Origin of the sequence: Nonomuraea sp. NPDC049784 (genome assembly GCF_040659615.1) — a bacterium.
Taxonomy (GTDB): domain Bacteria; phylum Actinomycetota; class Actinomycetes; order Streptosporangiales; family Streptosporangiaceae; genus Nonomuraea.
Genome location: NZ_JBFAMX010000251.1, coordinates 1 through 14,487 on the forward strand (window position 1 = coordinate 1; position 14,487 = coordinate 14,487).

A 14,487-nucleotide genomic window follows, 5' to 3' on the forward strand; every position below is an offset into this window, starting at 1 on the left:
CAGCCCGCGGTCGACGCCCAAGGGCGGCTGCGCATCGCGGCCGCGGTCGGTGTGAACGGCGACGTGGTCGCCAAGGCCAAGGAACTCCTGGAAGCCGGGGTCGACTGCCTGGTCGTCGACACCGCGCACGGCCACCAGGAGAAGATGCTCTCGGCTCTGCGCGCCGTCAGGGCGCTCGATCCCGGGGTGCCCGTCGCGGCGGGCAACGTGGTGACGGCGGAGGGCGTACGCGACCTCGTGGACGCGGGGGCCGACATCGTCAAGGTCGGGGTCGGGCCCGGCGCGATGTGCACCACACGGATGATGACCGGGGTCGGACGGCCGCAGTTCTCGGCCGTGCTGGAGTGCTCGGCCGAGGCCCGGCGGCTGGGGCGGCACGTGTGGGCGGACGGCGGCGTGCGCCATCCGCGCGACGTGGCGCTGGCGCTGGCCGCGGGGGCGTCGAACGTGATGATCGGCTCGTGGTTCGCGGGGACGTACGAGTCGCCCGGCGACACCCACACCGACGCGAACGGGCGCAAGTACAAGGAGAACTTCGGCATGGCCTCCGCACGGGCCGTACGGCTGAGAACGGCCGACGACTCGGCGTTCGAGCGGGCCAGGAAGGCGCTGTTCGAGGAGGGCATCTCGACCTCCCGCATGTACCTGGATCCGAAGCGGCCCAGCGTGGAGGACCAGATCGACGGCATCGTGGCGGGGCTGCGGTCGGCGTGCACCTACGCGGGGGCGTCGAACCTGGAGGACTTCCACGCGAAGGCCGTCATCGGGGTCCAGAGCTCGTCCGGGTACGCCGAGGGGATGCCGCTGCACCAGAGCTGGTAGTCAGGTTCTCCGCCAGCCGCCGGCCGCGTGGATCCCGCCGTCCACGTGCAGCGTCGTCCCCGTGACGAATCTGGCCAGGTCGCCGGCCAGGAACACGGCCGCGCCCGCGGCGTCCCCAGGTCCGCCGAGGTGGCCGAGCGGCGGAACGCGTACCGGCTCATAGGGCAGCGGGCGGGCCAGCATGCGTTCGCGCACGCCTGCCTCGCCTTCGGTCTGGACGGCGTCGGGCGCGATCGCGTTCACCCTGATGCCCCTGGGAGCGAGCTCCAGGGCGAGCGTCTTCGTCAGGCTCTCCAGGCCCGCCTTCATCGCCGCGTACACGGCGAAGCCCGGCGCGGCCTGATGTGCCTCGCTCGACGTCACGTTGATGATCGAGGCGCCTGGCCGCATCATGGGCAGCAGCCGCCGGATCATGCCGGTGACCTGCGTGAAGTTCTCCTCGATGAGGATCTGCTCGCCGCGGGACGAGGTGTCGGCGAACGATGCGTGGAAGGTGCCACCCGCGTTGTTGACCAGCACGTCCACGCGGCCCCAGCGCTCGCGTACGGCCTGGGCGAAGATCTCCACCGCCACGTGGTCGCGTACGTCGAGGGTCATCGCCAGCTCGGCGCTCGGCCTGTCGCGGTCGCAGACGGCGACGTGGGCGCCGAACGCGGCGAACGCCTCGGCTATCGCCAGCCCGATGCCCCTGGCCGCCCCGGTGACCACGGCCACGCGATCGGTGAGCAGAATCGCGTCGGGAGAAAGGGCGGCCATGAACGATGACGATATCCCGACCGCATAGAGTCGTCGGGTTCATTGTTAGCAATCGTCAACTGGAGCACTTCGTGGCACTCGAAAAGCCCGAGATCGACTTCCCCGAGGGCAACCCGCCCGCCGATCTGGAGATCGTCGACCTGACCGTGGGTGACGGCCCGGAGGCCAAGCCCGGCCACAACGTACGCGTCCACTACGTCGGCGTGGCGTTCTCGACCGGGGAGGAGTTCGACGCGTCGTGGAACCGCGGCGAGGCGTTCGAGTTCCCCCTCGGCGGTGGGCGCGTCATCGCCGGCTGGGACCGGGGGGTCGCGGGCATGAAGGTCGGCGGGCGACGCAAGCTGATCATCCCGCCGCATCTCGGTTACGGCAGCCGGGGGGCCGGCGCGCGCATCAAGCCGAACGAGACGCTCATCTTCGTCGTCGACCTGCTCGGCGTGAGCTAGCGGCACTCTCGGGGCGGGCCGCCCATTACGGCCTCTTACGGCGGCCCGCCCCCTTTCGCGGTCATATGTGGCAGAAGACCCCTGCCCGTCGGACCTGGCCTCCCCTGAGGGCGACCTGAGCCGTGCCGGGAACAAGGCAGACACTTGGTCGATATCGGGTGGGGAAATGTCGGCGACGTGAGGCACCATAGGCGTGTGCTTCTGATCGACGTGGTCCGGGTTTCCGAGGCGGTGACGCGCACGTCCGCCCGTCTCGGCAAGGTGGGCCATCTGGCGGAGCTGCTCGGCCGGGTCGGCCCCGATGAGGCGGAGATCGCGATCGCGTACCTCTCGGGTGAGTTGCCCCAGCGGCAGGTGGGCGTGGGCTGGCGCACGCTGGAGGACATCCCCCAGCCCAAGCTGGCCGCCACCGCCACGCTGAGCGCCGTCGATGAGCTGCTGAGCAGGATCAAGGCGGTTTCCGGGCCGGGCTCGCAGGCGGCACGTAAGGCACTGGTGGGCGAGCTGTTCGCGGGGCTGACGAGCCAGGAGCAGCAGTTCATGCGCCGGTTGTTGTTCGGCGAGCTGCGGCAGGGCGCGCTCGACGGCGTCATGATCGAGGCGGTGGCCAAGGCGTCCGGCGCGCCGTCGGCCGACGTGCGGCGCGCGCTCACGCTGCGCGGCTGGCTTCCTGCCGTGGGCGCGGCCGCGCTGAGCGGCGGGGTCGAGGCGCTGCACGCGTTCCGGCTCGAGGTGGGGCGGGCGGTCTCGCCCATGCTGGCGGGCAGCGCGCCCAATGTGGCGGCCGCGCTGGAGAAGGCCGGAGCCCCCGCGGCGCTCGAGTGGAAGCTCGACGGCATCCGCGTGCAGGCCCACCGCTCGGGCTCGGAGGTGAAGGTCTTCACGCGCACGCTCGACGACATCACGTCCCAGGTCCCCGAGCTGGTCGAGGCCGTGCTCGAGATGCCGTACGACGATCTCGTGCTGGACGGCGAGGTGCTCGCGCTGCGGCCTGACGGGCGGCCGCACGCGTTCCAGGTGACGGCGAGCCGCGTCACCAGCAAGACCAACGTGGCGCAACTGCGCGAGCAGACACCGCTGAGCGTGTTCTTCTTCGACGCCCTGCGGGTGGACGGCGCCGACCTGCTCGATCTGCCCTATTCACAGCGCCAGGAGGCGCTGGTGCGCGCGGTCCCCCAGGGCCTGCTGACGCCGCGGCTCGTGACGGGGGACGTGGCGGAGGCGGAGAAGTTCTTCACCGACGTGGTGAAGGCGGGCCACGAGGGCCTCGTGGTCAAGTCCCTGGCCTCCCCCTACGCGGCGGGCCGCCGAGGCGCCGGATGGATCAAGGTCAAGCCGCGCCACACGCTCGACCTGGTGGTCCTGGCCGCCGAATGGGGCCACGGTCGGCGCGAGGGCAAGCTCTCCAACCTCCACCTCGGGGCGCGTGACCCCGCCGGTGGGTTCGTGATGCTCGGCAAGACGTTCAAGGGGCTGACGGACGAGCTGCTGGCCTGGCAGACCGAGCGCTTCCTCGAGCTGGCCGAGGGGCCGACCGACCGGTGGACGGTGACGTTGCGGCCCGAGATCGTGGTGGAGATCGCCTTCGACGGGGTCCAGCGCTCGCCGCGCTATCCCGGCGGCATGGCCCTCCGCTTCGCGCGGGTCCTCCGTTACCGCCCGGACAAGCGGGTCGAAGATGCCGACACGGTTGAGACGGTGCGCTCGCTGATGTTCTGACCGCCGCCGAGGTCGCAGCGACGACGTCGGCCGCCTGGGGCACGGCGAGGCGAAGGTTTTCACCCTCAGCTCGCGACAGGCCCAGGCCCACGCCGCGGCGGCGTGGCCGCCGGACTGCGCCACGCGCCCGGCCAGCACGTACGAATATCCACACCGAGGCCCGCTATCGCACGCCTCAGGCCGATATCGCACGCCCCAGGCCCGATATCCACCCGAGCCCAGGCACGCCCGAGCCCAGGCATGCCCCAGTCCAGGCACGGCCGGGTCCAGGCCGCGGCCGCGGCGGCCGCCGCACACCCGCGCCGACCCGTAGCCACGAGACCGCCGACCAACGGCAACAACCCGGAGATCATTACGGCCCACCAACAATCAGCGGCTTGATCGACCAAAGGCGACATTGCATTCCGGCCGATCAAGCCGCTCTTTCGCGTTTTCCCGGAATCCCGAAGATCCACGGCACACGTTGGGCGTTATAGGCGATCTTGCGGCATAAGTGAGATATTTCACTGGATGTCTCATTAAGTTGCCTTTACCTGCCCTTTGTCACATATGTTCGTCCCCATCGCGCGGGATCCCCATCCCCGCCTGCGGATCGGCCTATATACGCCCTCAACCCCTCGGGCGCGGCCTTTCCCTCCCCTATCCCCTAGCTAGGACTGTGGTTTACCTTGGGTCAGCATTCCGTCAAGCCATCCCCTCAGGACGGCAGGCTCACCGCAGGCAAGCGCCGCTGGATCGTCATCGCAGCGGGCGCCGCCGTCGTAGCCGCCGCCTCCACCACCGCCTGGGCCGCCATCGGCAACGCCGACTCCCCCGAACACGCCGCGGCCGCCCCGACCCCGTCCCAGGCCAAGCCCCTGAACGAAGCCGCCCGCCAGGCAGCAACGCCCCAATCACCCTCCCCGGTCCCCAAGCCCGCGGCGCCCCACCCGAAGACCACCGAGTCCCCGGCGGCAGCCCGGCCGAACACCTCCAAGTCCGCGGAGGCGAGCCACTCCAAGCCGGCCACCGAATCCGCGGCCACCCCGAAGGCCACCAAGTCCGCGGCCACCCTGAAGAGCACAAAGTCCCCGGCCCCCCAGCCGAAGACCCGCGTACTCGCGTCCGGAACCTGCGGCGCCTCGTACTACGGCGAACCCCAAATGACGGCCAGCGGCGAACGCTTCGACCCCTCGGCCATGACCGCCGCCCACAAGACCCTCCCCCTGGGGAGCAAGGTCCGCGTCACCAACCCGAACAACGGCGAATCAATCACTGTCCGCATCAACGACCGCGGCCCGTACGTGAGCGGCCGCTGCCTCGACCTCTCACAGGCCGCCTTCGCCGCCATTGGCAACACCAGCGCCGGAGTGATGCGCGTCAAGTACGAGGTCCTGTCCCGCTGACACCCATCGGCTCCTGCGCCCAGCACCGCGCCGGCACAGTGTGAACCCACGACTGGAGTCCCAGCACCCGCGCCGGGGCAGCGCGCCATCAGCGCTGGAACCAATACCCGTCCCCCGGCCAACGCACGACTCGACAGCGGCCCCCTGCGCAACGCACCATCAGCCGGAGCCAGCACCCGACCAGCGGGCGATCCCAGCGCAGGAGCCGGCACCCGGCAACGCGCGACCCGCCACCCGGCAACGCACCACCACCGCACGACCCAGCACCCCAGCAGGGCAGTGTGCTCCCGATGCAGGAGCCAGTACCCCGCCCGAGCAGGGCAGTGCGATCCAAGCGCAGGAGCCAGTACCCGCCCGCGCTGGGTGGTGGGATACACGTGCTGGGGCGGGCGGCGTCACCTCACCAGTGACATCACTTCACCAGGCGCAGCGTCAGGGGATAGCGGAAGTTGCCTTCCGTCAAGGACGAGAGGCCGCCGACGATGGCGAGGACGACGGCCGCGACCCAGAGGACCGGCAGCAGCACGACGCCAATGACAGTGAACGGCAGGAGGACCGTCGCCCCCACCACCGTGATCTGGAAGTTGAGCGCCTCGAGCGCCTGCCTCCGGATATAGGGCGAGGTCTTGCCGCCGGTGAGCAGCAGGATGAGCGGGCCGACGATCGGGATGCCGACGACCATCAGCAGGTGACCGACGGCGGCGCCGAGGCGTTCGTTGCTCTCCGGTGCGCGCTCAGGGCGGACCGGGGGTGGGAGCGGAGCGAGCCGGGGCGCGGCTTGGGCGCCGTACAGCTCGGTCATGATCGGCATCAGGTCACCGTGCGTGCGCGCCGTCATCGCGCGCTCCAGCCGGTCGTCGAACTCGAGCTTGTCGAAGCGCCCCTCTGCGTAAGCGGTCTTGACGTGCTCGACCACGTGCTCTCGGTCCTGGTTGGTGACGCGCAGATGAGCTGGCGGCACCTGTCCCGGCCCGGGGGTTTTCGGTACCCCAGCCATAATCGCCATGCCTCTCCCTAGTGAGTCGGGTAGTCACCTCTCATAGTGCGTCGCCGGAACCCTCGGTGCTATCGGGAGAATCCCGGATGTGTCCCCTAGATCACCCCCGACGCGCGTCGGCTCCAGACGGTATAAAAAGGATTCATGAGATGGCGAGACCGCTACGGCATTCGTCGGCTGCGTGGCCCCAAGGTCGCGAAGTTCGACCGCGAGGCGACAGACGCTGACATCGAAGCGCTCATCGCTTTCGCCCGTTCGCGGCGCGGCGTCGAGTTCTACGTCGAGCCCGAGACTTTCGCCACTGACACGACCGCTGTGGCGGTCGCCGACGACGGCGAGTGGACCAGGCGCAGGGTCGGCTCGCCCGCCGTGATCCACAAGGTTGCTCGCGACCTCGCCCTCCCGGTGTACGACGTTCAACTCACTGGGTATCCTCCGCGCATGCGCGCTTACAACGAGCGCCGTCGCCGCGAGGAGGACACCCTGTAGACGACCCGAACCCCGACCCAACCCCGGCGCGTCTGGCGACTGGCGACTGGCGACTGGCGACTGGCGACTGGCGACTGGCGACTGGCGACTGGCGACTGGCGAGATTACACCGGGTGGGTGTCCTCGCACATTAGGCCGATGGGTGTTCGCGCTGTGTCCGCTTGGTGAGTGTTTCCGATGAGTCCGCTCGGCGGGTGCCGCGATGTAGCCGGCCAGTGGGCATCTCGATGGGTCTCGGATGAGTCCGCTCGCCGGGTATCCGCGGTGCGTACGCCCTCTGGATGCCTTCGGGCGGTATGCGGTCGATTGGTGACGTTGTCGGATGGTGCTGGCGCACGATGGGCGTGGCTGTGGGGCAATGGTGCGTCGGGGTGAGGGCTTCTCGGGCGGCGGTTGCGGGGGTCAGTCGGGCGGGGTCTGCGGGTCCTCGTCGTCCAGCAGATTGACCAGGGGCACAAGCCAGGACGGGTGGGGCGGGCCCATGGCGGCGTCGAGCTCGGCCGGGGTGGGGAGGCGGCCCCGGAGGATGGTGGGCGAGAGAAGGTTCTGGAGGGCGTGCATGAGGAGGTTGGCCATCGAGTAGCTGGGGTCGATGGCCAGGGCGCGTTCCAAGGCGATGGTGGCCTGGACGCTGTTGCCCGCCCGCCAGGCGGCCATGGCCAGGAGGGATGCCGCTGGTGGGGTGAAGCGCGGCTCCAACCTGCGGGTCAGGTCCTTCCAGAGGAGTGCGTGGGAATCTTGCATGAGAGTCCAGGCCTCGTCTCGGACTCTGGTGATCGCCAGGGCCAGGCCCAGCTCCGCGGCGTCCGCGTCGTCCAGGCGGCCGCCCTCCTCGTGGGTTCGCAGGGCTGAGCGAACCCTGGCCAGGCTCTCTGATACGTACTGGGTGGCGAAGGTGCCGAGGTTTGGGGTGGTTGTCAGGCCGGTCTGGAATCCTGTGATCGCGTCGGCTGTGGCCCGGCGCATCGCCATGCGTACGGGACCTGTAATGGGAGCGATGGTACGTTCCAGGGATTCGCGGTCCGGGAGGGCCACCAGGCCGCGCACCGTCGCCTCGGCGGCGATCTGGCTGGTGGACAGGTCGTACGGTGTGCCTTCGGCCGGGCAGCACGTGGGCAGGTCGCAGATGTAGGACCAGTAGCGACCCTCGTGCGCTCGTAGTGCTTCGCCCACGTGGACCTCGGTCTTCGCCGCGAGGAGCCTCGCCTCGTCTACTGCCGGCGTGACCAGCTCTCCTGGGCCGTAACCGACGATGACGATCTCCGTCACGCCCTCCCGGTCGAAGACGGGCTCCAAGGCGGTGAGGGTACCCGGCGGGAACGGGAGGCCCCACCTGGCCACCACCTTGGCCCGGCGGCGGTCGAGACCGATCACGATGAGGCTGGACTTCGGGTGGAAGCCGACGAGGTAAGGCACGGCGGCCAGGATGTCGGTGGGGGTGGTCAGGGTGAGGCAAGGCTCCGGATCCAAGGTGGAGGTGGAGGTGGAGGTGGTGGCGAGGGAGGAGGTCGGGGTGGGGTGGTTGGTCGTCATGGGCCCTTAGGGTGCCCGGGGCGGTCATCCGGGCGTCGGGCCGAACGTGGTTCTGGGGATAGGGGCGGCATGCGTGGCCGGGGTTGTGGATAGCGGCTCCTGGCCTCCGTGGTGTGTGGCCCGAAGCCGTGGCTCCCATGGTGCGACCCCGAATCGGTGGCCCGCACACCGTGCAGCCCAGGCGTGTTTGCCTCGCATGATGTGGAACCCCTACGCGGTTGCTCCCGCGACGCACCACCCCGACGCGGTCACTCCCGTGACGCGAAACCCCGGCGTGGCAGCCGGAAGTGGGTGACGCGTGGGCACCCGCCGACGGCGGAAGTGGCCCGTGAGGGGGTGGCAGAGGGCTATGGAGCGGGGGCCAGGCGGGTGCGTACGAGGAGGGCGGCGCCGGCGACGGCGGCGGGCATCGCGACGACCGCCACGAACGGCACCAGGAACAGCAGGAACACCACCACCCCGAACCCCAGCGCACTGGCCTTGTTCGCGCGCAGCAGCGCGAAACGTGCCTTGCGGGCCATCCCCCGCCGCTCCAGCGCCAGCGTGGTGAGCTCCACTGTCAGGAAAAATCCGGAAACGATGGCTCCGAGCACCGGCACCACCGTCTGCCCCACCACGGGCACGAAGCCGAGAAAGAACAGCGGGACAGTGAAGAGGAGCACGTAGAACAGGGTGACCAGGCTGTCTCTGATCGAGCGCGGCAACGTACGCCACCACGGCTGCTCGTCCTCCGACTCCAGCACGTCCGCCGCGGCCGACAACCGCTCGTAGAACGGCTCCCCGATCGCCAGGGTGATCGCGGTGAACGTCAGCACGGCCAGCGCCAGCCCGCCGAGGAACAGGGCGATCCCCACCAGCGTCCGGAACAGCTCCCGCCAGCTCCACGAATCCGCGAACGGCGTCAGGAACGTGGCCACGTCAGTGGCGTTCGTGCCGAGGAAGATCAGCGCCACCACGTACACGGCGAAGGCGATCAGCGCCGGGATCAGCCCGAACAGCCACCACCGGCCGTTCCTGGCGACCCACCCCAACCCCTGGAAGAAGAAGCCGACGCCGGACGTGAAGTCGCGCAGTGATCGCATGCCCGGCAGGCTAACGCCAGAACGACGTCACCGCGTAGCCGAGCTCCTCGAACAGGTCTCGCACCAGCGGCAGCGAGATGCCGAGCACGTTGCCGTGGTCGCCCTCGATGCCCTCGACGAACCACCCGCCGCGCCCATCGATGCTGAACGCCCCCGCCAGGCTGAGCGGCTCTCCCGTGGCGACGTATGCGGCGATCTCCTCGTCGGACGGCTGGCCGAAACGCACCACGGTGGTGGCCACCTGGGCCGCCTGCTTGCCGGCTGCGACGTCGATCACGCAGTGGCCCGTCACCAGGCGCCCCGTGCGCCCCCGCATGAGCCGCCACCGCGCGGCGGCCTCCTCCTGCGTGGCGGGCTTGCCGTACGGGCGGCCGTCGAGCTCGAGGATCGAGTCGCAGCCGATGACCAGGCCCTCGTCCAGCCCGCTCGCGACCGCCTCCGCCTTCGCCTTCGCCAGCACCAGGCTGAGGGCCGCCGGGCTGTGCGCGGAGAACGACTCCTCGTCGACGCCGCTGACGATCACCTTGGGGTCGAGGCCGGCGCTGCGGAGGAGGGTCAAGCGTGCGGGGGAAGCTGAGGCCAGAACGATCACCTGACCAGCCTACCGGCGGCCAGGACGTCACCAATCCGGGTTGGAGCTCCCCGGCGCCAGCTCGTGACCGTCCGGGGCCCCGTGCCCGCCCGCACGCAGACCCGGCTCGTACGGCCCGCCCTGCTGCGGCACGGCGTCGCCGAAGATCGTGTCGAGCAGCCCCTCGATCAGGTCGCTCAGACCGCCGGGCATGGCCGTCTGCTCGCTGTTCAGGTCGTCGGCCACGGCGTCCGCGTCCATGTCGCGGCTCGCGGCCCGGTTGGCGAGCAGGGACATGATCATGGGGGCGATCAGGGGCAGCAGCTTGATGAGGGTCCCCGAGTCGATCCCGGCGAACTGCGACAACCCAGTCGCCGCCTGCTCCGTCCCCTGGCCACCCAGCACGTGGCCGAGGATGTTGTGCCCGTCGCGGGTCAGCGAGGCCACGTCGCCGCTGAACGGGTCGGTGTCGACGTGGTCGTCGAGCGCCCCGCGCAGGGCCTCGGCCCCCTCTGGGTACTGGGCGTTGCGGGCCATGCCCCCGATGATGGTGCCCGACACGGCCTGGACCACGTCGCGGGCCGTGGTCGTGTCCGTGCCGAGCATCCCGGCGATCTGTTCCAGTCCTGAGTCTCCGAGCTCGGCGAGGAGCTCGTCATTCAGCGTCACGACAGTCCCCCGATTCATCAGGCCCTCGATCGTCAAGCCCCTCGATCGTCAGGCCCCTCGATCGTCGTTTGGGGAGGGTTCCCCGATCGGGACCGAGCCAACGCCCGATTTGCGCTAATTCTCGGAAAAACCCGCAGGCTGGGCCTCCGGCGCGGACGCGGAGCTGATCAGGCCCGCCGCCGCGTACGCGCTGGCCTCGTCGAGCGTCTCGTGCTCGAGCAGGGCCTCCACGATGGCGTTGAGCTTGTCGCGGTTGTCGCCGAGGATCTGGATCGCGCGCTCGTAGCACTCGTCCACGATCCGCCGCGCCTCCTCGTCCACGGTGGCGAGCGTCGCGGGCGATGCCTGCGGCTGCTGGCCGTCGTTGGGCAGGATGGTCAGCGGGCCGACCTTCTCCGACATGCCCCAGCGCCCGACCATGCCCCGGGCGATCATGGTCACCTGCTCCAGGTCGTTCTCGGCGCCCGTGGTGATGACGCCGTACACGACCTGCTCGGCCGCCATCCCGCCGAGCGCGCCGGTGATGCGCCCGCGCAGGTACTGCTCGTCGTAGGCGTACCGGTCGGTGTCGGGGGTGGACAGCGTGACGCCGAGCGCCCGCCCGCGCGGGATGATCGAGATCTTCCTGACCGGGTCGGCGCCCGGCTGGAGCATGCCGAGCAGCGCGTGCCCGGCCTCGTGGAAGGCGGTCCTTGTGCGCTCTTCCTCCGGCATGACGATGCTGCGGGCCGCGCCGAGTTGCAGCTTCTCCAGCGCGTCGGCGAAGTCGGACATCGCGACCTTCTCCCTGCCACGCTTGGCGGCGAGCAGGGCGGCCTCGTTGACGAGGTTCGCGAGGTCGGCGCCGGTCATGCCGGGGGTGGTCTTGGCGAGCTGGTCGAGGCTGACCTCTCCGTCCAGCGGCACGCTGCGCGTGTGCACCGCCAGGATCGCGGTGCGGCCGGAGGCGTCCGGCAGGCCCACTTGGACCGTGCGGTCGAAGCGCCCGGGACGCAGCAGCGCCGGGTCGAGGACCTCGGGACGGTTCGTGGCCCCGATGACGATCACGCCCTCGGCGCCCGAGAAGCCGTCCATCTCGGTGAGGATCTGGTTGAGCGTCTGCTCGCGCTCGTCGTGCCCGCCGAGGCCGCCGGCCCCGCCACGGGCCCGGCCGATGGCGTCGATCTCGTCGATGAACACGATCGACGGCGCCACCTTCCGCGCCTCCTCGAAGAGGTCACGCACTCGCGAGGCGCCGACGCCGACGATCATCTCGATGAACTCCGAGGCGCTGGCCGAGAAGAACGGCACCTTGGCCTCGCCCGCGACCGCCCTGGCCAGCAGCGTCTTGCCGGTGCCGGGAGGGCCCGCGAGCAGCACGCCCTTGGGCAGCTTCGCGCCGAGCCTGCGGTACTTGTCCGGGTCCTTGAGGTAGTCGACGATCTCGACGAGCTCGTTCTCCACCTCGTCGATGCCGGCGACGTCGTCGAACGTGACGCGCACCTTCGCGGCCTCGACCGGCTTGGCTGCCTTGGACTTGCCGATCCCGCCGATCCCGCCGCCCATCAGGCTGGCGCCGCGGCGCATGACCCAGATCCACAGCCCGGCCAGCAGCAGCACGGGCAGCAGCGACAGCAGCAGGTTGGAGAAGAAGCCGCGTGTGAGCGGCTTGGAGGTGATCTCGACCTGGCCGGTGTTGAGCTGCTGGTCGAGCTGGTCGGTGTTGGCGAAGGCCGGGATCTCGGTCGCGAACTTGGTGTAGGTGGAACTGCTCTCGGGATTCTTCGCCGCCGACCTCAGGTCGCCCTCGACCGACAGGCCCTGGGCGTAGATGTCCTTGACGTTCTTGGCGTTCACCTGCTTGGTGAACTCGGTGTACGAGATCGTCTCGACGGATCCGCTGTCGACGAACGAGGACACCACGAAGAAGCCCGCGTACACCACGAGCAGGGTGACGACGAACCGCCACCAATTGATCTTGGGCCGACCTCCGGGTGTGCCGGGCAGGCCCTCCGAACGCCAGGGCGGCTTGCCCTTGCCATTCTTCGGAGCCTGCGGCGTTCCAGAGCGTTCCACGGCGTCACTCCCCACATCGCCGCATACATGATCTTTCTAGCCTAGAACACGCACTCCGGCGACCACGCGGCCGATGTCACGCCACTGCTTGCGCTGCGAGTCAGGCACTGTGACGAACGCCAGTCCCGGCTTACTCATTCCCCCGTCCATGATCACGACGGCCGCCCGCGACTGGTGTTTCCCGTATTTGACCCGATAAATGAGCATCCAGCCGTGTTTGACCGGCTGCGAGGCGAGCCAAGTGATGCTGGAGCCCTGGGGGTGGTGGTTGAGCGTCCAGCGGGCGGCCAGCAGGGCCGTGTCGCGCGGGGACTTCTGCCGCATGATCGGGAGCGGGCAGGTGACGAAGATGCCGCGCATGCTCGTGCCGCGCTGCTTGGGGAGCACCTGCTTGGTGGTGAACGGCGCCGCACCGTACGTCTTCCACGGCTTGGACAGGTCCGGTACGGCCAGCCCGGTGCGCACGTCCTTGACGACCCGGCGAGAGGGCTTGGGCAGGGCCATCCGCTTGACCTTGCGCGTCAGTTTGGGCACGCGCGGGTCGGCGTACAGGGCCTCCATGGCCGTGTAACCCGGCGCGAGCGACGAACCGGGAGAAGGCACAGCCTTCGCGGTGGCGGCAGGGGAGGGTGCGGGGCCGGACGAGGACGGTGCGGCCGGCGGCGCGGTTACCGGCCCCGCCGTGACCTCGTCCGGCCCTGACGGGAGCACAACGACCAGCGTCACGGCCGCGGCCGCGATTGCGGCGACCACGGCGAGCCCCCGATACACCACCCGCATCCGGAGATCTCCGATGCGGGAGCGTCTGGGCGGAGAAGCAGGGTTTCCAGGTCTCGCCGTGGTTCTCACTTGGGAACCCTTGATCTCTTCTTCCCCATCGAGCACGAGCGGAGCGTACGACATATCCCGCCATCGCGCCCTAGAAGCAACCGAAGTGCAATCATGGCTTCGTGCAACAGGTTGAGCTGCGATTCGACCACGCCTCACGGGCGTCCCAGACCCACACGAACCTCTCGGCGATCCGGCAGAGCTCCACCGGCCTCTGGGTGGCCGGCGACGAGACCGCGACCTTCGAGCATCTGGCGTGGACGGGCGACCACTACGGCGCCCAGCGCACGTTCTCCCTGGCTGACTACGTCAGCCTTCCCGCGGGCCCCGAGGACGAGGCCGACATCGAGGGCCTGGCGCGGGCGGACGGCCATCTCTGGCTGGTCGGCTCGCACAGCCTCAAGCGCAAGAAGGTCAAGTCGAAGGACCCGGAGAAGGCCGCCTACCGGCTGGCCACGGTGGTCAGGGAGGAGAACCGGTTCATCCTGGTCCGCCTGCCCCTCCACGACGAGGTCCCCGGCACTGGAACGGTCCTGTCGGGCAAGGACAACCTGACCACGCACCTGCGCGACGACCGGCACCTGGCGCCGTTCCTCGAGCTGCCCGGCAAGGACAACGGGCTCGACGTCGAGGGCATCGCCGTCGTGTCCGAGCAGGTCTACATCGGGCTGCGCGGTCCCGTGCTGCGGGGCTGGGCGGTGGTGCTGGAGCTGCGGCTCGACGACGCGGGCAAGGGGCGGCTACGGCTGCGGGAGCCGTACCGCAAGCACTTCCTGGACCTGGGCGGGCTGGGCGCGCGGGACCTGTGCCCGGACGGCGACTCGCTGCTCATACTCGCCGGGCCGACCATGGACCTCGACGGTCCCGTACGTGTCGTGCGCTGGCGGCCCGGCGGCAAGCGCCAGGAGGTCGTTCCCGAGGACGAGCTGGAGACGGTGATCGAGCTGCCCTACGGCGTCGGGTGCGACCATCCGGAAGGGCTGGTACGGCTGGACGACGGCAGGCTCATGGTCGTCTACGACAGCCCGTCGCCCGCGCGGATCACCCCGGCGGGCGGCGTGCTGGCGGACGTCTTCACGATCTAGCCACTCGCCCCTTGAGCCAGGGCGCGTCCGCCACGAACGTGCACGAGCCC

General features: G+C 69.8%; 14 protein-coding genes. 6 read left to right on the plus strand and 8 right to left on the minus strand.

Going from position 1 to position 14,487, the window contains the following annotated elements; genetic code table 11:
- A partial coding sequence (locus AB0J09_RS36255) for an IMP dehydrogenase (protein ID WP_360701044.1) occupies positions 1-822 on the plus strand: 822 nt, incomplete at its 5' end.
- Here AB0J09_RS36255 and AB0J09_RS36260 read toward each other — a convergent pair.
- Positions 823-1,578 carry an SDR family oxidoreductase gene (locus AB0J09_RS36260; RefSeq protein WP_360701047.1) on the minus strand — a complete coding sequence of 252 codons (756 nt, stop codon included), beginning with the start codon at positions 1,576-1,578 and terminating at the stop codon, positions 823-825.
- 71 nt (positions 1,579-1,649) lie between these two features.
- Here AB0J09_RS36260 and AB0J09_RS36265 point away from each other — a divergent pair, with 71 nt between their 5' ends.
- The 3 genes from AB0J09_RS36265 to AB0J09_RS36275 all read left to right on the plus strand — a co-directional run bounded on the left by AB0J09_RS36265 (position 1,650) and on the right by AB0J09_RS36275 (position 5,128).
- Complete coding sequence (locus AB0J09_RS36265; RefSeq protein ID WP_360701050.1) at positions 1,650-2,024, plus strand: FKBP-type peptidyl-prolyl cis-trans isomerase; 375 nt, start codon at positions 1,650-1,652, stop codon at positions 2,022-2,024.
- Between the two features lie 195 nt (positions 2,025-2,219).
- Positions 2,220-3,743, plus strand: a complete 1,524-nt coding sequence (locus AB0J09_RS36270; RefSeq protein WP_360701053.1) for an ATP-dependent DNA ligase — start codon at positions 2,220-2,222, stop codon at positions 3,741-3,743.
- Positions 3,744-4,411: 668 nt separating this feature from the next.
- Positions 4,412-5,128, plus strand: coding sequence for a septal ring lytic transglycosylase RlpA family protein (locus AB0J09_RS36275; protein WP_360701056.1), 717 nt, complete (start codon positions 4,412-4,414; stop codon positions 5,126-5,128).
- Positions 5,129-5,540: 412 nt separating this feature from the next.
- Here AB0J09_RS36275 and AB0J09_RS36280 read toward each other — a convergent pair whose 3' ends face one another.
- A complete protein-coding gene (locus tag AB0J09_RS36280; RefSeq protein WP_360701057.1) occupies positions 5,541-6,134 on the minus strand; it encodes a DUF1707 and DUF4870 domain-containing protein in 594 nt (197 codons plus the stop codon).
- Between the two features lie 135 nt (positions 6,135-6,269).
- On the opposite strand from AB0J09_RS36280, the gene AB0J09_RS36285 reads away from it, so the two are divergent.
- A complete protein-coding gene (locus AB0J09_RS36285) occupies positions 6,270-6,614 on the plus strand; it encodes a hypothetical protein (protein WP_344989334.1) in 345 nt (114 codons plus the stop codon).
- Positions 6,615-7,016: 402 nt separating this feature from the next.
- Here AB0J09_RS36285 and AB0J09_RS36290 read toward each other — a convergent pair whose 3' ends face one another.
- The 6 genes from AB0J09_RS36290 to AB0J09_RS36315 form a co-directional block, all read right to left on the minus strand.
- Positions 7,017-8,147, minus strand: coding sequence for a DUF4192 domain-containing protein (locus AB0J09_RS36290; RefSeq protein WP_360701060.1), 1,131 nt, complete (start codon positions 8,145-8,147; stop codon positions 7,017-7,019).
- Positions 8,148-8,494: 347 nt separating this feature from the next.
- Positions 8,495-9,229: an EI24 domain-containing protein gene (locus AB0J09_RS36295; protein ID WP_360701062.1), complete on the minus strand. Its 735-nt coding sequence runs from the start codon at positions 9,227-9,229 to the stop codon at positions 8,495-8,497.
- 10 nt (positions 9,230-9,239) lie between these two features.
- Positions 9,240-9,821, minus strand: coding sequence for a nucleoside triphosphate pyrophosphatase (locus tag AB0J09_RS36300; RefSeq protein WP_360701065.1), 582 nt, complete (start codon positions 9,819-9,821; stop codon positions 9,240-9,242).
- 27 nt (positions 9,822-9,848) lie between these two features.
- Positions 9,849-10,487 (minus strand): DUF937 domain-containing protein, encoded by a 639-nt coding sequence (locus AB0J09_RS36305; protein ID WP_360701068.1) that lies wholly within the window; start codon positions 10,485-10,487, stop codon positions 9,849-9,851.
- Between the two features lie 96 nt (positions 10,488-10,583).
- Positions 10,584-12,524, minus strand: coding sequence for an ATP-dependent zinc metalloprotease FtsH (gene ftsH, locus AB0J09_RS36310; protein ID WP_360701071.1), 1,941 nt, complete (start codon positions 12,522-12,524; stop codon positions 10,584-10,586).
- 36 nt (positions 12,525-12,560) lie between these two features.
- On the minus strand, positions 12,561-13,304 hold the full coding sequence (locus AB0J09_RS36315) for a hypothetical protein (RefSeq protein ID WP_360701073.1): 744 nt from the start codon (positions 13,302-13,304) through the stop codon (positions 12,561-12,563).
- Positions 13,305-13,474: 170 nt separating this feature from the next.
- Between AB0J09_RS36315 and AB0J09_RS36320 the strand changes: the two genes are divergently transcribed.
- On the plus strand, positions 13,475-14,437 hold the full coding sequence (locus tag AB0J09_RS36320; RefSeq protein WP_360701076.1) for a DUF3616 domain-containing protein: 963 nt from the start codon (positions 13,475-13,477) through the stop codon (positions 14,435-14,437).
- Positions 14,438-14,487 lie beyond the last annotated feature (50 nt).

Coding starts and splice junctions, on each gene's coding strand:
- AB0J09_RS36260 (WP_360701047.1), bottom strand. CDS start 1,578: ATGGCCGCCCTTTCTCCCGACGCGATTCTGCTCACCGATCGCGTGGCC.
- AB0J09_RS36280 (WP_360701057.1), bottom strand. CDS start 6,134: ATGGCGATTATGGCTGGGGTACCGAAAACCCCCGGGCCGGGACAGGTG.
- AB0J09_RS36285 (WP_344989334.1), top strand. CDS start 6,270: ATGAGATGGCGAGACCGCTACGGCATTCGTCGGCTGCGTGGCCCCAAG.
- AB0J09_RS36290 (WP_360701060.1), bottom strand. CDS start 8,147: ATGACGACCAACCACCCCACCCCGACCTCCTCCCTCGCCACCACCTCC.
- AB0J09_RS36295 (WP_360701062.1), bottom strand. CDS start 9,229: ATGCGATCACTGCGCGACTTCACGTCCGGCGTCGGCTTCTTCTTCCAG.
- AB0J09_RS36305 (WP_360701068.1), bottom strand. CDS start 10,487: ATGAATCGGGGGACTGTCGTGACGCTGAATGACGAGCTCCTCGCCGAG.
- AB0J09_RS36315 (WP_360701073.1), bottom strand. CDS start 13,304: ATGCGGGTGGTGTATCGGGGGCTCGCCGTGGTCGCCGCAATCGCGGCC.